We start from the raw sequence: 18,032 nt of genomic DNA, 5'->3' as shown, positions 1-18,032 counted from the left end.
CTCCCACCCCCACGCCCCGCCCGGTCGCGAGCCCGAAGATCGGCCAAGGCGCCGAGCGGCGCGAGCCCGGCAGTGGTGAGGGCGCCCGGCCGGACGAGCCCCGCCCCGTCCCGGCAGGAGGCGGAATGCCGGAGCCGGAGCGCGGCCACGAGACCCTCCCGGTGACCGGCGTGTCGTTGTGGGCGCTCGGCCTGGGCGTGCCGGTGCTCGTCGCGATCGGCCTGCTCGTGTACCACTTCTCCCGCCGCGACCAGGCGGAACGAACCCCCTGACGCTCAGCGGGCACGCGGCGCCAGCGCGTCCCGGGTCCATGACCCGAGCACCAGCAGCGTCTTCGTCCCCGTCACGTCGCCGGTTCGGCGCAGCCGGTCGATGACCTGCTGGAGATGCCCGAGGTCGCGCACCCGTACATGGATCAAGGCGTCGGGATCGCCCGCGATCGTGAACACCTCCTGCACCTCGGCCACCTCCGTCGCGGTGCGGACGATCTCGCTGACCGGCGTCGTGCCGGGATAGCGCAGCTCGGTGAACGCCTCGATGCCCCACCCCAGCTTGGCGTAGTCGATCTGCACGGTGAACCCCTTGATCACGCCGATGTCCCGGAGCCGGTCCACCCGCCGCTTGACCGCCGCCACCGACAGCCCGACCAGCTCGGCCATCTCCGAGAACGTCCTGCGCCCGTCCTCGCGCAGCAGCCGCAGCACGTGGTGGTCGATCTCGTCCACGTCAGGCATGCCAGACTCCTTCCTCAGGCGCAAAGAACCTCAGCATCGAAGTCTGAACCCTCATATTATTTGCGTCTTTGGGGCACCTTCTCATCTAATACTTGCGAATGTCCTGCCCGCGTTGCTGTGCTGGGAATCCCCACGTACCAAGCCAGGAGGTCAGTGTGAGCGAGACGCCTGTGTCGCTCGACGACAAGTACACGGCACATGACGGCCGGGTCCTCATCTCGGGCATCCAGGCCCTGGTCCGCCTGACGCTCGAGCAGCGCCGCCTGGACCGGGAGCGTGGCCTGGACACGCGAGCGTTCGTCTCCGGCTACCAGGGCTCGCCGCTGGGCGGCGTGGACCTGGAGATGGGGCGGGCGGCGAGGTTCCTGGACGAGGCGGGCGTGGTGTTCCAGCCCGGGCTGAACGAGGAGCTCGCGGCCACGTCGGTCGCGGGGACGCAACTGCTCGGCCAGGTGCCGGGCCGCCGCCACGAGGGCGTGACCGGCTTCTGGTACGGCAAGAACCCCGGCCTGGACCGGGCCGCCGACGCGATCAGGCACGCCAACGCGGCCGGCACCGCGCCCCTCGGCGGCGCCGTGGCCTGGATCGGCGACGACCCGGGCTGCAAGTCCTCCACGCTGCCCAGCTCGTGCGAGCCGATGTGCCAGAGCCTGACCATGCCGCTGCTGGCGCCCGGCTCGGTCGCGGAGATCATCGAGTTCGGGCTGCACGCGGTGGCCATGTCCCGCGCCACCGGCCTGTGGACCGGCCTGAAGATCGTCGCGGACATCGCCGACGCGTCCGCCACCGTGGACCTCGGCCCCCTGCGCGCCGCGATCCCCGTCCCCACCCGCGTACCGCACAAAGCATCCCCCATCCTGCTCGGCCCGGCCGCGCTCGACGCCGAGCACGACATGCTCACCCGCCGGCTCGACAAGGCCCGCGAGTACGCCCGCACGCACGGGCTGAACCGGGTCATGTCCGGATCGGGCAACACCGCCCTGGGCATCCTGGCCTCGGGCACCACGTACGCGGTCGTCCTGCGGGCCCTGGCGGACCTCGGCCTGGACGAGGCGGCCATGGACGATCTCGGACTGCGGCTGATCAGGCTGGCGATGCCGTTCCCGCTCGCGTACGACGACCTGGCCGCCATGACCGCCGACCTGGACCGGGTGCTGGTGGTCGAGGACAAGGTGCCGTTCCTGGAGGGGCAGCTCAAGCAGGCGTTGTACGGCGGCGAGCGGGCCCCGGCGATCGCCGGCAGGGACCTGCTGACCGCGCGCGGCACGCTCGGCGCCGAGGACGTGGCCAAGGCCATCGCCACCTGCGTGGGCCGCGACCGGCTCCCGCGCCGGACCGTACAGGTGGCGGCCAGGCGCTCGCTGCCGATCGTCGCCGCGCGTACCCCCTATTTCTGCTCGGGCTGCCCGCACAACACCTCCACCCGTACCTCCGACGGCACGCTGGTCGGTGTCGGCATCGGCTGTCACGCCATGATCGCGCTGGACGGGCACGGGCGCGGCACGCAGGTCGGCATCACCCAGATGGGCGGCGAGGGAGCCCAGTGGATCGGGCTGGCGCCGTTCACCGAGGACCGGCATTTCGTGCAGAACCTCGGCGACGGCACCTTCCACCACTCCGGCTCCCTGGCCATCAGGGCCGCCGTCGCCGCCGGGGCGACCATGACGTACAAGCTGCTCTACAACGACGCCGTCGCCATGACGGGCGGCCAGCGCGCCGAGGGCCGCCTCGACGTGCCCGCGGTCACGCACGAGCTGGCCGTCGAGGGCGTGCGCCGCATCGTGATCACCACGCCCGAGCCGGAGACGTACCGGGGCGTGCGGCTGGCCTCGATCGCCTCCGTACGGCATCGCGATGACCTGGCCGAGGCCGAGAAGGAGCTGGCCGCGCTCGACGGCGTGACGGTGCTGATCCACGACGACCGGTGCGCGGCCGAGGAGCGGCGGCTGCGCAAGCGCGGCAAGCTGCCGACCCCGACGGAGAAGGTCGTGGTGAACGAGCGGGTCTGCGAGGGTTGCGGCGACTGCGGCGACGTCTCGACGTGCCTGTCCGTCCAGCCGGTCGAGACCGAGTACGGCCGCAAGACCCACATCCACCAGGCCTCCTGCAACTCCGACCTGAGCTGCCTCAAGGGCGACTGCCCGTCGTTCCTGCTGGTCGAGCCGGGCACCAAGCCCGCGCGCCAGGTGCCGTCCTTGCCCTCGGACCCGCCGGAGCCCACTCGGAGAACCGGCGAGGTGCTGATCAGGATGCCCGGCATCGGCGGCACCGGCGTCGTCACCGTCTCGCAGATCCTGCAGATGGCCGCCCACCTCGACGGCCTGCACGCGGCCGGGCTCGAGCAGACGGGCCTCGCGCAGAAGGGCGGGCCGGTGGTCAGCGACGTGCGGATCGCGCCGCATCCGGTCAACGGCTCGGTACGCGCCTCGCACGGCCTTGCCGACGTGCTGATCGGGTTCGACGTGCTGGGCGCGGCGGCCGACGCCAACCTGGCGGTCGCCTCGCCCGAGCGTACCGTCGCCGTGCTGAACACCTCCATCGTGCCCACCGCCGCCATGGTGACCGGCCGCGTGCCCGTGCCGGGGCACGCCGCCGCGGTCGCCCGCGTCGAGTCGGCCACCAGGAGCACCGCGTGCCTGGACGCTCATGAGCTGGCCGAGGCGCTGTTCGGCGACCACATGCCGGCCAATCTGCTGCTGCTCGGCGCCGCCTACCAGCACGGCTGCCTGCCGGTGTCGGCCGCGGCCGTCGAGCGGGCCATCACGCTCAACAAGGCCGCCGTCGAGCAGAACCTCGCCGCCTTCCGCTGGGGCCGCGCCGCCGTGGCCGACCCCGAGGCGGTACGCGACGTCGTCCGGCCCGCCGCCGAGGAGCCGGCCGAGAAGCTGGACGAGGTCGTGGCCATCCGCGTGGCCGACCTGACCGGCTACCAGAACGCGGACTACGCCCGTACGTACGCCGAGGACGTGCGGCAGGTGATGGAGTCGGCGGTCGAGCGCGCGGGCGAGGAGACCGGCACCGGGATCGCCCTCGCCTACGCCCGCGGGCTGCACAAGCTCATGGCCTACAAGGACGAGTACGAGGTGGCCCGCCTGCACCTCGATCCCGCCGAGCAGGCCAGGCGCGAGCGCGAGTTCGGCGCGGACGCGGTCGTGTCGGTGCTGCTGCACCCGCCGGTGCTGCGCGCGATGGGCATGAAACGTAAGATCAAGCTGCGTCGCTCGGCCGGGGTGCTGTTCCGCGGGCTGCGGGCGGCCCGGGTGCTGCGCGGGACGGCGTTCGACGTGTTCGGCAAGGCCCGCGTGCGGCGTGTCGAGCGGGAGCTGGTCGGCGAGTACCGCGACCTCGTGCGTACCGCCCTGGACCGGCTCTCCCCCGCCACCGCCGACGCCGTCGCCGAGATCGCGGGCCTGCCGGAGCTGATCCGGGGGTACGAGGACATCAAGCTCGCCCGCGTCGCCGAGTTCCGCGAGCGCGCCAGGACCTCCCTGGCGCGGCTGACCGATCCCTTGGGGGGACAGTGACCGTCGACCGCCTGCTGCCCGGCCAGGATGCCAAGGACCTCATCGAGTTGACCCGCGAGATCGCCGACAAGGAGCTCGCGCGGCGGGTCGACGAGCACGAGCGGGCGGAGACGTACCCTTCGGGGTTGTTCCGGGTGCTGGGGGAGGCGGGGCTGCTCGGGCTGCCGTACCCGGAGGAGTGCGGCGGCGGTGGGCAGCCGTACGAGGTGTATCTGCAGGTCATCGAGGAGCTGGCGATGCGGTGGGCCGCCGTGGCGGTCGCGACCAGCGTGCACACCCTGGCCTGCTTCCCCGTTTTCGCCTACGGCACGGCGGAGCAGCGGGCGCGGTGGCTGCCCGACATGCTGGCCGGGCGCCTGATCGGCGGCTACAGCCTGTCCGAGCCGCAGGCAGGCTCCGACGCCGGGGCCCTGACGTGCAAGGCCGAGCGGGTCGCGGACGGCTACCGCATCACCGGCAGCAAGGCGTGGATCACGCACGGCGGTATCGCCGACTTCTACGCCCTGTTCGTCCGTACCGGGGAGGGGTCGCGCGGCATCTCCTGCTTCCTCGCGCCGGGAGCCGCCGACGGGCTCACCTTCGGGCGGCCGGAGGAGAAGATGGGCCTGCACGCCGTCCCGACGACCAGCGCCCACTGGGACGGCGCGATCCTGGAGGCCGACCGGCTGATCGGCGAGGAGGGGCAGGGGCTCCAGATCGCGTTCAGCGCCCTCGACTCCGGCCGCCTCGGCATCGCCGCCTGCGCGACCGGCCTCGCCCAGGCCGCGCTCGACGAGGCGGTGGCGTACGCCAAGGAGCGGCGGACGTTCGGCAAGAAGATCATCGACCATCAGGGGCTCGGGTTCCTGCTGGCGGACATGGCCGCGGGGGTGGACAGCGCGCGGGCCACGTACCTGGACGCGGCTCGCCGCCGCGACGCCGGCCTGCCGTACAGCCGGCAGGCGAGCGTCGCCAAGCTGGTGGCCACCGACACGGCCATGAAGGTCACGACGGACGCGGTGCAGGTCTTCGGCGGGTACGGGTACACGCGGGAGTTCCGTGTGGAGAGGTACATGCGCGAGGCCAAGATCATGCAGATCTTCGAGGGGACGAACCAGATCCAGCGCCTGGTCATCAGCCGGCACCTCGCTGGCCAGCAGGTTCGCTGAAAAAGTCCGCTCTTCGAGGCACGCTTTTGGAGATCGATTAGTGCCCTGTTCCGTCGCTGTTCCGTCAGAGTGAGTGTGCGGTATCGAAAAAGATCATTTGACCTGCCGCCTCTGATTACGGTGAGTAATAATGATCTTCTGGTGTAGAGCAACGCGACGTATGACCACTCGGGCACCGGAGCGTGCGCGCTCGGCGAGCGGGCGACGTGCGCGTGAACTTGGTCGGCGACCTCGGGGAATCAGCGACGCCGCGCGTACGTGGTCACGGCGGCGCCTCCAGCACACGTGTCACCTTCAACCAGTACGGCGCCATAGAACCGGGATCAGGCGCGGGACACCGGTTCGGCTGAGAGGCCGCGTGCCACGGCGGCCTTCGCCTTGGCCGCCAGGTCCGTGCGGTCGTCGCTCGCCCAGGCCACGTAGCCGTCGGGGCGGACGAGGATCGCCGCGGGCAGGCCGGGAGTGGCCGGGCCCGCGTACCGTGCGACCTGGACCGTGTCGCCGACCGCGTTCGCCGCGGCGCTCGACCCGGTCGTGTCGACCAGCCGGTGGCGGCCGTCGCGCAGCAGCTCGTACAGCCTGCCGTCCTCGCACTTCAGGTCGGGCACGCGATGCCCGGTCCACGCGTGGGCGCGGCGGTTGGCGGCGGGGTAGCGGATGCCGAGGCCGGTCAGCCGTCCGATCATGGCCCACCGGGTCCGGCGGAACCGCAGCAGCGTCCGTACCGCCACGGACTGCATGGCGCGGCGGAACGGCGAGCGGCCGAGAACCAGGCGGTTGAAGCCGTCGGTCAGGAGGAGCACCTGCGCGCCCACCCGGTGCCGCTCGCTCTCGTAGGTGTCCAGGAGCCCGGCGGGGGTCCGGCCCTGTACGGCGGCGGCCAGCTTCCAGCCGAGGTTCATGGCGTCCTGGATGCCGGTGTTCATGCCCTGGCCGCCGAGCGGCGAGTGGACGTGGGCGGCGTCGCCGGCGATGAAGACCCGGCCGACGCGGTAGCGCTCAGCCTGCTTGCGCTCGCTCAGGAAGCGGGTGCTCCAGCGCTGTTCGAGCATGCCGAAGTCGGTTCCGGCGATGCGGAGGAACGCGTCGCGCATCTCCTCCATCGGCAGCGGCTCGGAGAGGGGGACCTGCTCGCGCAGCCGGTCCCAGGCGATGGCGCGGAACCAGCCGTCCCCGAACGGGATCATGATGACCACGCCCTCGTTACTCGCCCGGGTGAACAGGGTCTCCCCGGGGGTCTCGGTGAGCCGCACGTCGGCGAGCAGGATGTGCGTCTCGTACTGCTTGCCCTCGAAGTCGATGCCGACCAGGCTCCGGACCTTGCTGTGGGCACCGTCGCAGCCGACGACGTAGCTCGCCGACTCGCTGCGGCCGTCGGCGAGGGTCAGGACCACGCCCTGGGCCTCCTGCCGGATCCCGGTCACCTCGGCGCCGCGGACGATCTCGACGCCGAGCTCGCGGGCGCGGGCCTCCAGGATGCGCTCCGTGCCGCTCTGCGGGGCGATGAGGATCATGGGGTACCTGGTCTCCAGCGTGCGCAGGTCGACGTTGGCGCCGGGCGCGGGCTGGATCTCCTGCACGGGGACTCCGCGGGGCAGCAGGTCGTCGGCCAGGCCCCGGGCGTCGAGGAGTTCGAGCGTACGGGCGTGCACGGCGAACGCCCTGGTGATGTTGGGCTGCTCGGCGCGCCGCTCCAGGAGCTTGCAGCGCACGCCGGCCAGTGCGAGCTCGCAGGCCAGCATGAGGCCGGTCGGGCCGGCGCCCACGACGATCACGTCGGTCTGGTTCATCGGGTTGCTCCCATCGGGTTTCGATGGCACCACCATGCGGCTGGGGCGGGTCCGTTCGAATCGGTGAAATGCACAGTCGAGTTCACCGGCCGCCACTGGTGGTTCGCCGCGCGCTGGGCGGGTCAACAGGGGGTGTCGGACCGGTGAAACCACGGATGCGAGCCGACGGCGCCCCGGCGCAAAGTCGTCCGATGCGGCATGACGAGACGGTGATGGTGGTGTGCGGGTCTGTCGTGCGGGCCTACCGCGCGGGTACGGGGCCGGAGGTCGTGCTCCTGCACGGGGACTGCGAGGGTCTGGACGACGCGCGGCTCGCCTGGGAGCCGGTCTGGGTGGCCCTCGCGGGGCATGCGCGGGTGACGGCGCCTGATCTGCCCGGGTTCGGGGGGACTCCGCTGCGGGCCACCGTGCCCACCTTGGCGGGGTACGCGGCCTGGCTCAGCGCGTTCCTGGACGTTTGCGGCATCCAGCGGGCCGGGATCGCCGGGTTGTGCCTCGGCGCCGGGATCGCCTTGCAGGCGGCGCAGGACCTGCCGGACAAGGTCGACTGGGCGGCGGCGTTGTGCGCGTGGAGGAGCTGCCGACCTTTCCTCAGCGACCGCTGAGGACGCCGCCGTCCTCCAGCGACAGCCGCACCAGCTCGGCCCGTGACGAGATCCCCAGCTTCACGAACACCTTGTGCAGGTGGTAGTCCACCGTGCGCGGGCTCAGGAACAGGTGCGCGGCGATCTCCCAGTTCGTCCCGCCCTCGCTCACCAGCCGCGCGATCTGCAACTCCTGCGGCGTCAGCTGAGCCACCGTGCTGGGGTCGCGCCGGCGCGCGGTCTCGCCGGTGGCCTGGAGCTCCACCCGGGCGAGCTCGGCCCAGGGCGCCGCGTCGAGCCGTTCGAAGGTCTCGCATGCCGTACGCAGGTGGCGCCGCGCCTCCGCCCGCCGCCGGCGCCTGCGCAGCGTCTCGCCGAACAGCAGCGCGGTCCGCGCGGTGTCGAACGGCCGGCCGGCGACCGCGTGCAGCGACAGAGCCTCGGTGAAGTGGTCGTCGCCCCCTTCGACGAGCCCCTGGCACCGTGCCACCAGCGCGTGCGCCCACGGTACGCGGACCGGCCCCGCCCAGCCCCGGAGCAGGTCGAGTGCGGCCGTCGCCCGATCCGGGCGGTCGGTGCGTACGGCGGCCTCGACGAGATCGGCGGCCGCGAAGATCTTCACGATCGGGTGCCCCTCACCCGGACCGGCGTCCGCCAGGGCGGTCAGCCGGTCGAACGCCTCTCCCTTGCGCCCCTCCCCCAGGTCGAGCAGGGCCAGCGCCCAGGCCGCGATCCCGGCGGGCGGGCCGAGCCGCTGGCCGATGGCGCGGGCCAGGGCGGCGTCGGCCTCCGTACGGCATTCGTCCGCCCGGCCCTGCGCGGCGGCGATCCAGGCGAGGACGGCGCGGTGGTGGGCGGCCGTGTTGTCCTGCCCGGTGTCCAGTGACAGCCGCAGCCCCTCGGTCGCGGTGGCGCGGGCGGCGGTGAACCGGCCGGTCCACATCTGCAGCGCCCCCAGCGGCGCCAGCACCAGGGGCAGCGCGCTGACCGTCCCGGCCGCGCGGGCGCGGACGGCCGCCGTGGTGAACAGGTCAAGCGCCGCCGCGTCCTCGCCCACGAACATCGCCGCGCTCGCGGCCAGCCCCAGGCTCTGCGGGTCGGCCTTGTCCTGCGCCAGCGCGCGGCCCTCGCGGAGGGCGGGAGCGGCCCGCTCGGCGTCCCCTTGGAGGATCGCGGCTAGCCCGACCACCAGCCTGGCGCCTGCGGTGACGGCGTCCTCGACCGGGGGCAGGTCCGCGATCCGCCGTCCGGCTTCGACGAGTTTGGGCAGGTCGGCGGCCGTCCATGCGAGCCGCCCCGCCTCGGTGAGCATGCGCGCGGCCTGGCCGGGGTCCGACTCGGCGACCGGCTCCGACCCGGCGAGGAGCATTGCGTACGCGGTGTCGGGACGGCCACAGAGGCCCTCGATGGCCCCGCGTACGTGTTCGCCGCGGGCGCGGAGCAGGGGCTCGGTGGCGTACTGGGCCGCCTCGTCCAGCAGCGCGCGGGCCCGGTCGGGCTGGCCGGCGAGCCAGCCGGCCTCGGCGGCGAGGGTGAGCCGGAGGGCGCGGGTCTCGGGGTTCGCGGTGAGGGCGGCGGCGCGGCGCAGCGCGCTCGCGGCGGCGGCGTGACCGCCGCGCTGGGCGGCCCGTTCCGCCGACCGCTCCAGGTCCTGCGCCACCGCCTCGTCGGGGCCCGTCGCGGCGGCGGCCAGGTGCCAAGCCCGCCGGTCCACGTCCTCGTCCGTGAGCACGGCGGCCAGGGCCTGTTCGGCCGCGCGGCGCTGCAGGAATGTCGCGCCCCGGTAGACCGCGGAGCGGACGAGGGGGTGGCGGAAGGTTATGACGTCGTCCACCCGTACCAGACCGGCGGTCTCGGCCTCGTCGAGCGCGTCCGGCACCACGCCCAGGGCCTGCGCCGCCCGCAGGACGAGGCCGACGTCGCCGCTCTCCTCGGCCGCCGCGACCAGCAGCAGGGTCTGCGCCGGAGCCCGGAGCCGCCGCACCCTGGCCAGGAACACCCGCTCGACCACGGCGCCGACGGGCAGCCGCTCCGGCAGGGGGTGCGCCCCGGCGAGCTGCTCGGCCGACAGCGAGCCCGGCAGCTCCAGCAGGCCGAGCGGGTTGCCCGCGGTGCTGGACACCAGCAGGTCGGCGACCTCGGGCGCGAGCGCCACGGCCGTGCGCTCGGCCAGCAGCGCCCGCGCGGCGTCCGGCTCCAGGCCGCGCAGCCGCAGCTCGGGCAGCCTCGCCAAGGGCCGGCCCGCCAGTGCGGGACCGGAGTCCGTGCCGTCGTCACGCACCGCGAACACCAGCGCGACCCCCTCGGCCTCCAGCCGCCGCGCCACGAACGCCAGCGCGTCGGCGGACGCCCCGTCCAGCCAGTGCGCGTCGTCCACCAGGCATAACAGCGGCCGTTCCTCGGCCACCTCGGACAGCAGGCTCAGCACCGCCACCGAGACCAGGAACCGGTCCGCGCCCACCGGGTCCCCCATCCCGAACGCCCCTCGCAACGCGGCGCCCTGCTGCGCGGGGATCGCCGCGACCCGGTCCGCAACGGGCCGCAGCAGCTGGTGCGCGGCGGCGTACGGCAGCTCCGACTCCGACTCGACCCCGCCGCCCCGCAACACCCGTATGTCGCCCGCCCGCGCGGCGGCGAAGTCGAGCAGCGCTGACTTCCCGATGCCCGCCTCGCCGCGCACGACCAGGACGCCGCTGCGCCGGTCGCGTGCGTCGTCAAGCAGCCGCGTGATGAGCCCGCACTCCCGCTCCCGGCCATGTAGCAGCATGCCCCCGATCGTACGACCGCCTCGAGCGCCGGCGGGGGGCCAGAATCTACGGCCGGTCGACGACGACAAACGCGCCGTGATCCTCGCCCGCCGCGAACGCGGAGAATCCATCCGCACCATCGCCGCCGAGGCAGAGCGCTGCAGGGCGAGAACGCGCGCCACGACCGTTCGCCCAGTCCAGAACGGGGTCGGCTCGGCCATTGTCAAGTGTACTTGACATCGCGGCGGATGCCTTCTACCGTGTCAAGTGTACTTGACTTCTCGCCACAGGAAGGGCAACTCGTGCAAGCACACAACATGGCCGGGGCCTATCGGGACTCGATCAAGGCAACCGTTCGGCTGGCACTCTGGACACTCGCCTGGGCGGCGACCCTTGCCTTGGCCAGGTTCGGTCCCGGACTCTTATGGGATTCGCAGCAACCGGCGGCGAGCTGGGCCGCGGTTGCCGCCAATCTTGTCGTCGGCATCGGATGGATCGTCGCCTTCGCACGCTTTCTCCGAGGACTCGATGAGTTGCAACGGAAGTTCTTGCAGGATGCGCTGGAGGTCACCCTCGGAGTGGGGTGGGTCGGCGGATTCGCCTACGTCGTCGCGGACGCCGCCGGCCTCGTCGCCTACGACGTCAATATCGCACTCTTCCCCGTGCTCCTGGGAGTCGTCTACGTGATCGCCTTCGTCGTCGGCAAGATCAGATACCGATGAAGAACCGCATCAAGGACCTTCGGACCGAACGCGCCTGGACGCAGGCTGACCTGGCTCAGCGTGTCGGCGTGTCAAGGCAGACGATCAACGCAATCGAAACAGGGAAGTTCGACCCGAGCCTTCCATTCGCCTTCCGTCTCGCCAAGCTGTTCAACCTGAAGATCGAAGAGCTCTTTCTCGACGATCAATGAAGCGCCTCGGTGAAGCCTGCACGGGCCGACCAAAGACATAGTCGCGAATCGTGCCACGCTTGACGGTTCGGGGATCGGAGACATCGATGTCGGCCATCCAAGCAGAAGGTGCAGGTCCATGGGGTAGTGAGGCCACCGAGACCTCAGGGAACCCAAGGGCTTGTCTCTTACACAGAGGCGCGCAACCCACCCGCCGGACCCACGTGCGTACCTGCCGATAGAGACACCACATCTACACCTGACCACCCCGGCCGGAAGAGACCAGGCCAGCGTCCGGACACGACCGCAGCACGTCGAGACCGGCGACAGGGCATCACCGGTCGGGGGGCGAGGGCTTAAGGACGTCGCTTCCCTGCGCGAGGTAAAGGAAAGCCCTCCAAATTCCCAGTCCCCAGTAAATCGAAAAACATCCGTACTTCTACCCCGGAGGTATCCGTGCGATTAGGTCTGACAGTGCTCATCGTCGGTGCGGCCACGATGGCCACCGTGGCGGCGGGCGCTCCGGCGCCGGCCGGCCAGCCTGCCCTGGCCGACACGCCCCAGCCGGCGGTCGCCGAAGCCGGGACGGCGGCCCCCGTCTGGGGCGAGTGCACGATGCCGCCGCGACCTGGCATCGAGCGCGACCCACGCCAGCAGTGCGCGACCTTGAAGGTGCCACTGGACTACCGGGCCCCACGCGGGCGGACCATCGAGATCACGATCTCCCGCATCGCGACCGCGCAGCCCGGGACGCGCCGCGGGATCCTGCTGTCCAACCCCGGCGGCCCCGGCGATCAAGGCCTCGACCTGCCCAGCGCGCTGGCGACCGTGCTGCCGCCGGAGGTCCTTGATCAGTACGACCTGATCGGGTTCGATCCGCGAGGAATCGGCCACAGCACCCCGGTCACCTGCGGGATCGACCCCGCGACCCCCCGGTCGCGTGTGCTGCCCTACCCGGCGCCGGACGGCGGCATCCAGCGCAATGTCACCTTCGCGCGAACCACCGCCGCCGCCTGCGCCGAGCACTCCGGCGACCTGCTTCCCTTCATCACCACGGCCAACACCGCCCGGGACATGGACCGCATCCGAGCCGCGCTCGGCGAGCCGAAACTCTCCTACTACGGCACCTCCTACGGCACCTACCTGGGAGCCGTCTACCTCTCGCTGTTCCCCGGCCGCAGCGACCGGATCGTGCTGGACAGCGCCGTCGATCCCCGCCTGGTGTGGCGGGACATGTTGCGGACCTGGAACGAGGCGGTCGCGCTGCGCCTGCCCGACTTCCTCACCTTCGCAGCCGAGCGGGACGCCCTCTACCACCTCGGCGCGACACCGGATGAGGTGCGGCGCACCTACGACCGGCTGACCGCGGCCCTCGACGAGCGGCCCCTGCCGAACCCGGGCGGCCCGGAGCTCGACGGCAACGCGCTGCGCGAGGTCACCCGGTCGTTGCTCTACCTCGACATCGCCCTACCGATCCTGGCCGAATTCTGGCAGGCACTGGCGGAGGCCGTCTCCACGGGATCGGCCGTGGACAGCGCCGCCGTGGCGCGCCTGGCCCGGCTGGGCTCCGCCGGGGGTGTCACGGCCGGCGACCGAGCCGGGACGGCGGACGTGCCGGCTGACAACACCACCGCCGCTCTCTACGCGGTGATCTGCAATGACGCCGCCTGGCCGCGCAACGTGTCGTTACACGCCCGGCAGGTCGCGGCCGACCGGCGGGCGTGGCCGGTGACGGCGGGCATGCCATCGAACATCTGGCCGTGCGCGGCGTGGCCGACCCGGCCGGCAGAGCCGCCGGTGACGGTCACCGGCAACGGGCCGCGCAATGTGCTGATCCTGCAGAACACCCGCGATCCATCCACGTCCCTGCGAAGCGCACGCGGCCTGCGCGCCGCGCTCGGCCGGCGGGCCGCCATGATCACCGTCGACCAGGGTGGGCACGGCGTGTTCGGATTGGGCAGCTGCGCCGACGAGGCGACGAACACCTTCCTGGCCACCGGGAAACTGCCGGCGCGGGACCGCTTCTGCCCGGCTCCGTCACCGGCCGACGACACCGTGCGCTCCGCGGCCGTTCCGTACATACCTCCTGCGTGGCCGCTGTAGTACTACCGTGCCGCACCGGGAGGCGATCTTCCAGAACTCGTGAGCACCCGCCGAGCCCGGCTGGGACGAAGACCTGGCCTGGCTGAACCCCAGACGTGAAGCACATCCGCGACGGCGACCTGCTCACTGTGCAGGAGGTCGACAGGCTCGGTCGCAACCTCCTGGAGGGGCTGATCGTGCTGAGCGACCTAGCGGCGGATCAACACGCTGCGGGAGCTCGGTGAGCATCACGCGATCTTCTCCGACGTCCTCGAGGCGACGGGGCTCAGCGGCGAGGCTCCGTGACCCCGAAGATCGAAAGTGACGAGGTTCCAGGTTCGCGGAAGCAACTGCACCTGCTCGCGCCACATGAGGCGATCGGTATCAAGGGAGGCGGCGAGGATCACCGTCGGAGCGCCGCTCCCGATCTGTCCCCGCCCGCGCTGCTCTCCGGCAAAGACCGGGCGCACGACGCCCGATCAGGGCCGAGGACTGGCAGCCCGCGCCGATCAAGCACGCCCCCACAGCTCCCGGGCGGCCGGGACTCCCGCTACGGCAGGCGCACGACCTGACCGCTCGCCGCGCCGGCGCGGGCGGCGTCCAGGACGATGGCGGTCGCCACCGCGTCCCACGGGTCGACGGGAACCGGCCGGGTGCCGCGGACCGCGCCCGCGAACGCCGGGTAGAACGTGTCCCACGCACCACGCGCGGAGGGCACGGGCTCGACGCGGTCGCCGCGCAGCACCCTGCCCCATCGTTCCTCCGGCTCGGCTCCCCAGCGGTCGCCCAGTGACGCGGGCGTCGCCCCGCTGATCAGCAGGCCCTCCTGCCCGTCCATGGGTCCGTCGACGACGTACGTGCCGGAGGTCCCCGCCGCGCGGAAGCGGGGGCCCGGCGCGCCCTGCCGCCAGCTCCCCCAGATGTGGGACAGGGCGCCGTTGCGGTGCGTCAGTGCGACGAAGACGTCGTCGTCGAGCCCATCCTCGCCGTCGCGGCGGTGCACCTCCGCGTAGACCTGTTCGACCGGTCCTGACAGCACCAGCGCCTGGTCGACCAGGTGGCTGCCGAAGTCGCGCAGGGTGCCGCCGCCGGCGGCCGGCGGGCCGGGTTCGGGGGCGAACCTCTCGAACCGGGACTCCAAGCGCGTGAGCGTGCCGAGCGCCCCGGAGTCGATCAGCTTCCGCAGCGTCAGGAAGTCGGAGTCCCAACGCCGGTTCTGGTAGACCGTCAGCGTCACGCCGAGCCGCTCGGCCAGCTCCACGGTCTCCCGTGCGGCGGCGGCGTCGAGCGCGAACGGCTTGTCGCACACCACCGCGAGTCCGAGGCCGAGGGCTTGGCGCACCAGCGGCATGTGGGTGTCCGCCGGCGTCGAGATCGCCACCGCCTCGGCGCCGGCCGCGGCCAGTTCCTCGAGCGAGGCGTACGTCGGCAGGCCGAGCTCCTTGCCGACCTGTTCGCGGCGCTCGGGTGAGTTCCTGGTGACCACGCCCAGGAACTCGCACTCCGGGGCGGAGGCGAGCAGCGGCGCGTGGAAGTACCGGCCACCGAAGCCGTAGCCCACCAGTCCCATGCGCAACGGTGTGATCACGAGTTGTCTTCCTCTCAGCCGCCATCCAGGGCCGGTCACGCTGTCACCGGCATTGCCATCCTTCCCGGGCAGAGGCGCCAACCGCTACCAGGCCGCGGACGCGATCACCCGGCGAGCGCCTTTCGCACGTGCGGTCCGCCGCCGGCGGGGTAGGAAAGCGGTTCTTCGAGGACGGTCCACTGATGGGCGTGATGATACTTCGCCCATGACGATGGTCCCCGACCCCAGCCAGTCACCGTTCTTTCGCGCGAGGACGTGCCGTGACCGGGATGGTGGGGCAGCAAGACACGTCCGTGCTCGACGAGTTCCTCCGCGAAGTCACGGTTGGCCCTTCCTCCCACTTGATCTACGCCAGCTCTTGGCGTCCAGGCCATATTCGCGACCGCAGAGGTCCACGTCGGTGACAGTTGTCGCAAGGGACAGCTGTCGGGGACACGCCGAGCCTCGCGCGTGGCTGGCCGGCGTTCGGGGGCTGGGACGTGCGTCCCATGCTCCGGACTGCCAGCCGTGCGGCGTCATCGAACGCTCCCCGGTCTGCCAGGCTGCCTGCGTGCTGCTTCGGTGAACGGCCGAGTCGCTGCTCGAAGTACGGCACCACGGCATCGAGCGCGGTGAAAGGGACGACACCTTTGCAGTGATCATGGGAGCGCGCGGGCTCCGGTGAGGCATGCGGGCGCGGAGAGGCCGACCGGCCATGAGGTGATTCCACCAGGCAGAAAGCGCCCGCGTGGGTGCCGGCCGGTTACGGGCGATGTGGCGTAATACCGCAAGTGGCCGATGAGAGGAAGGCTCACGGGTGAGCGAACCGCGTGGTCTGAAGGCCCTGTACCGCCGCTATGTGGCGGCGTTCAACGCGCACGACTTCGACGAACTCGAGACCTACCTGTCGCCCGAGCTCGTCTTCGACTGGGGTGATGTCATGCCGGCGATGCGGGGGCGGGCTGCCATGTTCGCCTTCTATCGCGAGGCGTGGACCTACTTCGATGAGGAGATCTCGTGCGCCCAGCAGAACGGAGGTGAAGCCGTGACGTAGCGGCTGATCGTCTGTTCGTAAGCTCGTCGTCGCTTGCCGGTGGAAGTTCGGTCCGGGTAGGCGCCACCCGTTACCTACGGAGGGCCAGCCTGCTACACGACGCTGCTGTGGGCAACGTGGACCCGCCCGCGGATCTCGCGCGCCAGCCGTTCGATCTCCTCCTTGACCTCCCGGGTGGTGACGGGGGGTGGCGCAGCGGGCGCCGGTCGCGGTACCGGCGGTCGTACAGCATTGCCGCCAGCGGGTCCGAGTTCCTCAGCCGCTCGTAGAAGCTCGGGGAGATCACAGGGATGAGCAGGCTGACTGTGGCGAGCGCGGCGTCGATGTGGGACGACCAATGCCGGCCCCAGCCGAGGTCGTACCGGTCCTGAAAGATGGGGAACGCCTTGGCGGTCTGGCAGCGCACCTCGTCGCTGAGTCGTCTCCGGAACGCCGTCAGTTGGCCGTCATTGTGCTCGTCGTCGAAACGCGTGTAGGACATGAACGCCGTGCCGGCGGAGGGCTGAGATGGTCAGTGCCTGGACGGTGCCAGATGGGCGCGCTCTCCCTGCGCGCCGAACAGGGTGAGCAACTCCGCGGGCCGGCTGTCGGCGCTGCCGATCCAGTGCGGTATGCGGGTGTCGAACTCCGCGGCCTCGCCGACGCCGAGCCGGAACTCCTGCTCACCGAGCACGAACCTGACGTGTCCGTTGAGGACGTAGAACCACTCGTATCCCTCGTGGGTCTGCAGGTTCATCGTGGGCGCTCGGCCGGCGGGTGGATAGATCACCTTGTAGGCCTGGATACCGCCGGCCCGCCTGGTCAGTGGCACCATCACCAGCCCGGATCGCCGCACTGGCCGCAGGTGGATGCGCGGGTCGCCGGTGGGCGGCGCCGCGACGAGATCATCGAGCGGGACGCCGTGCGCCCGGGCCAGAGGCAGTAGCTGCTCCAGCGTGGGGCGGAGCTTGCCGTTCTCGAGACGGGACAGAGTGCTCGCTGTGAGGCCGGTCTCGTTTGCCAGCGCCGCCAGCGTGGCGCTCCGCGCCCGGCGCAGGGCACGCAGACGCGGCCCAACTCCGGCCAAAACGTCTCCTGCGGGGTTGTCCATCCCCCGATAATGCGGATCCGCAACTCTTCTTGCAAGGCGGAAACGGCGGTGGCGATGCTGTCGGTACATCACCGGCGTCGAAGGTGCGTATCGGATCACGCTCGGCACGCCGGCCGACGAAGGGGCGACTCAGATGGATTCCACCCGACGCCGCCGACCCACCGCCGACGCCGCGGGCAACCAGGGCGCGGCGGACGAGAACGCCGAGCTGTTCTGGGAGCGGCACTACCGCACCCGGCGTACCTGGGGCGCACGCGTCAACCCGCTGCTCGCCGAGACCGCCGCACCGCTGCGCCCCGGCGCCGCCCTGGATCTGGGCTGCGGCGCCGGCGGCGACGCCATCTGGCTCGCCCAGCGGGGCTGGCACGTCACCGCCGTGGATATCTCCACCACCGCCGTCGAACGGGTGCGGGAACGCGCCCGCGATCTCGGCGTCGCGGACCGGGTCGCCACCGAACAGCACGATCTGGCCAGAAGCTTCCCGGCCGGCCAGTTCGATCTCGTCTCCGCCCAGTACTTCCACACCCCGTTCCCGTTGCTCCGCAGCCGAGTCCTGCGCAGCGCCGCACGGGCCCTGCGCACCGGCGGTCTGCTGCTGATTGTCGACCACGGCTCCACCGCGCCCTGGTCGTGGAACCAGGACCCCGACATCCCCTACCCCACACCCACCGAGATCGCCGCCGAACTTGATCTCGACCCCGCGCGCTGGTCCGTCCTGCGCGCCGACATGCCCCGCCGCCGGGCCACCGGACCCGCTGGTGAGACCGCCACCGTCATCGACAACATCCTGCTCGTCCAGCGAACCGCCGGATGACCGCCT

The 18,032-nt window shown here is 71.7% G+C and carries 15 protein-coding genes and 1 pseudogene; 10 read left to right on the top strand and 6 right to left on the bottom strand.

Annotated elements, in window-relative coordinates:
- Positions 1 to 272: pseudogene (locus EJK15_RS70230) on the top strand (hypothetical protein); the annotation flags it as partial.
- Between the two features lie 3 nt (positions 273 to 275).
- Here the strand turns inward: EJK15_RS70230 and EJK15_RS05985 are convergent.
- Complete coding sequence (locus tag EJK15_RS05985; protein ID WP_138709353.1) at positions 276 to 734, bottom strand: Lrp/AsnC family transcriptional regulator; 459 nt, start codon at positions 732 to 734, stop codon at positions 276 to 278.
- A gap of 155 nt (positions 735 to 889) precedes the next feature.
- Between EJK15_RS05985 and EJK15_RS05980 the strand changes: the two genes are divergently transcribed.
- A complete protein-coding gene (locus EJK15_RS05980) occupies positions 890 to 4,258 on the top strand; it encodes an indolepyruvate ferredoxin oxidoreductase family protein (protein WP_240776796.1) in 3,369 nt (1,122 codons plus the stop codon).
- The gene (locus tag EJK15_RS05975; RefSeq protein ID WP_138709351.1) at positions 4,255 to 5,406 is read left to right on the top strand and encodes an acyl-CoA dehydrogenase family protein; all 1,152 of its coding nucleotides are present in this window, start codon (positions 4,255 to 4,257) and stop codon (positions 5,404 to 5,406) included. The genes EJK15_RS05980 and EJK15_RS05975 overlap by 4 nt, the downstream gene beginning before the upstream one ends.
- Positions 5,407 to 5,729: 323 nt before the next feature.
- On the opposite strand, the gene EJK15_RS05970 is transcribed toward EJK15_RS05975, so the two are convergent.
- The gene (locus tag EJK15_RS05970; protein WP_138709350.1) at positions 5,730 to 7,196 is read right to left on the bottom strand and encodes an FAD-dependent monooxygenase; all 1,467 of its coding nucleotides are present in this window, start codon (positions 7,194 to 7,196) and stop codon (positions 5,730 to 5,732) included.
- Positions 7,197 to 7,387: 191 nt separating this feature from the next.
- Between EJK15_RS05970 and EJK15_RS05965 the strand changes: the two genes are divergently transcribed.
- Complete coding sequence (locus EJK15_RS05965) at positions 7,388 to 7,801, top strand: alpha/beta fold hydrolase (RefSeq protein ID WP_206060671.1); 414 nt, start codon at positions 7,388 to 7,390, stop codon at positions 7,799 to 7,801.
- On the opposite strand, the gene EJK15_RS05960 is transcribed toward EJK15_RS05965, so the two are convergent.
- Entirely contained in the window at positions 7,788 to 10,547 is a 2,760-nt protein-coding gene (locus tag EJK15_RS05960) for a helix-turn-helix transcriptional regulator (RefSeq protein ID WP_240776795.1), read from the bottom strand. The genes EJK15_RS05965 and EJK15_RS05960 overlap by 14 nt on opposite strands.
- A 297-nt stretch (positions 10,548 to 10,844) precedes the next feature.
- On the opposite strand from EJK15_RS05960, the gene EJK15_RS05955 reads away from it, so the two are divergent.
- The 4 genes from EJK15_RS05955 (at position 10,845) to EJK15_RS76180 (ending at position 13,746) form a co-directional block, all read left to right on the top strand.
- Positions 10,845 to 11,249 (top strand): hypothetical protein, encoded by a 405-nt coding sequence (locus tag EJK15_RS05955; RefSeq protein ID WP_138709349.1) that lies wholly within the window; start codon positions 10,845 to 10,847, stop codon positions 11,247 to 11,249.
- Positions 11,246 to 11,440 (top strand): helix-turn-helix transcriptional regulator, encoded by a 195-nt coding sequence (locus EJK15_RS05950; RefSeq protein ID WP_138709348.1) that lies wholly within the window; start codon positions 11,246 to 11,248, stop codon positions 11,438 to 11,440. Before EJK15_RS05955 ends, EJK15_RS05950 begins: the two co-directional genes overlap by 4 nt.
- A gap of 435 nt (positions 11,441 to 11,875) precedes the next feature.
- Positions 11,876 to 13,522 (top strand): alpha/beta hydrolase, encoded by a 1,647-nt coding sequence (locus tag EJK15_RS05945; protein WP_206060670.1) that lies wholly within the window; start codon positions 11,876 to 11,878, stop codon positions 13,520 to 13,522.
- A 95-nt stretch (positions 13,523 to 13,617) separates the two neighbouring features.
- Complete coding sequence (locus EJK15_RS76180) at positions 13,618 to 13,746, top strand: hypothetical protein (RefSeq protein WP_276615364.1); 129 nt, start codon at positions 13,618 to 13,620, stop codon at positions 13,744 to 13,746.
- Positions 13,747 to 14,051: 305 nt separating this feature from the next.
- On the opposite strand, the gene EJK15_RS05935 is transcribed toward EJK15_RS76180, so the two are convergent.
- Positions 14,052 to 15,089: a Gfo/Idh/MocA family protein gene (locus EJK15_RS05935; RefSeq protein ID WP_138709347.1), complete on the bottom strand. Its 1,038-nt coding sequence runs from the start codon at positions 15,087 to 15,089 to the stop codon at positions 14,052 to 14,054.
- 796 nt (positions 15,090 to 15,885) lie between these two features.
- Between EJK15_RS05935 and EJK15_RS05930 the strand changes: the two genes are divergently transcribed.
- On the top strand, positions 15,886 to 16,122 hold the full coding sequence (locus tag EJK15_RS05930) for a nuclear transport factor 2 family protein (RefSeq protein ID WP_138709346.1): 237 nt from the start codon (positions 15,886 to 15,888) through the stop codon (positions 16,120 to 16,122).
- 70 nt (positions 16,123 to 16,192) lie between these two features.
- Here EJK15_RS05930 and EJK15_RS70225 read toward each other — a convergent pair whose 3' ends face one another.
- Entirely contained in the window at positions 16,193 to 16,603 is a 411-nt protein-coding gene (locus EJK15_RS70225; protein WP_171074136.1) for a hypothetical protein, read from the bottom strand.
- Between the two features lie 30 nt (positions 16,604 to 16,633).
- The gene (locus EJK15_RS05920; RefSeq protein ID WP_138709344.1) at positions 16,634 to 17,212 is read right to left on the bottom strand and encodes a helix-turn-helix domain-containing protein; all 579 of its coding nucleotides are present in this window, start codon (positions 17,210 to 17,212) and stop codon (positions 16,634 to 16,636) included.
- A 133-nt stretch (positions 17,213 to 17,345) separates the two neighbouring features.
- Here EJK15_RS05920 and EJK15_RS05915 point away from each other — a divergent pair, with 133 nt between their 5' ends.
- On the top strand, positions 17,346 to 18,026 hold the full coding sequence (locus EJK15_RS05915; protein WP_138709343.1) for an SAM-dependent methyltransferase: 681 nt from the start codon (positions 17,346 to 17,348) through the stop codon (positions 18,024 to 18,026).
- The last annotated feature ends 6 nt before the right edge of the window (positions 18,027 to 18,032 follow it).

Origin of the sequence: Nonomuraea basaltis (assembly GCF_005893125.1) — a bacterium.
Taxonomy (GTDB): domain Bacteria; phylum Actinomycetota; class Actinomycetes; order Streptosporangiales; family Streptosporangiaceae; genus Nonomuraea; species Nonomuraea basaltis.
Note: the sequence above shows the minus strand (reverse complement) of the source record. Positions and strands in the feature narration are given on the sequence as shown.

Bases quoted from the DNA above. Each gene is read 5' to 3' on its own strand.
- EJK15_RS05985 (WP_138709353.1), bottom strand. From the start codon at position 734: ATGCCTGACGTGGACGAGATCGACCACCACGTGCTGCGGCTGCTGCGC.
- EJK15_RS05970 (WP_138709350.1), bottom strand. From the start codon at position 7,196: ATGAACCAGACCGACGTGATCGTCGTGGGCGCCGGCCCGACCGGCCTC.
- EJK15_RS05965 (WP_206060671.1), top strand. From the start codon at position 7,388: ATGCGGCATGACGAGACGGTGATGGTGGTGTGCGGGTCTGTCGTGCGG.
- EJK15_RS05960 (WP_240776795.1), bottom strand. From the start codon at position 10,547: ATGCTGCTACATGGCCGGGAGCGGGAGTGCGGGCTCATCACGCGGCTG.
- EJK15_RS05955 (WP_138709349.1), top strand. From the start codon at position 10,845: ATGGCCGGGGCCTATCGGGACTCGATCAAGGCAACCGTTCGGCTGGCA.
- EJK15_RS05950 (WP_138709348.1), top strand. From the start codon at position 11,246: ATGAAGAACCGCATCAAGGACCTTCGGACCGAACGCGCCTGGACGCAG.
- EJK15_RS70225 (WP_171074136.1), bottom strand. From the start codon at position 16,603: ATGTCCTACACGCGTTTCGACGACGAGCACAATGACGGCCAACTGACG.
- EJK15_RS05920 (WP_138709344.1), bottom strand. From the start codon at position 17,212: ATGGACAACCCCGCAGGAGACGTTTTGGCCGGAGTTGGGCCGCGTCTG.
- EJK15_RS05915 (WP_138709343.1), top strand. From the start codon at position 17,346: ATGGATTCCACCCGACGCCGCCGACCCACCGCCGACGCCGCGGGCAAC.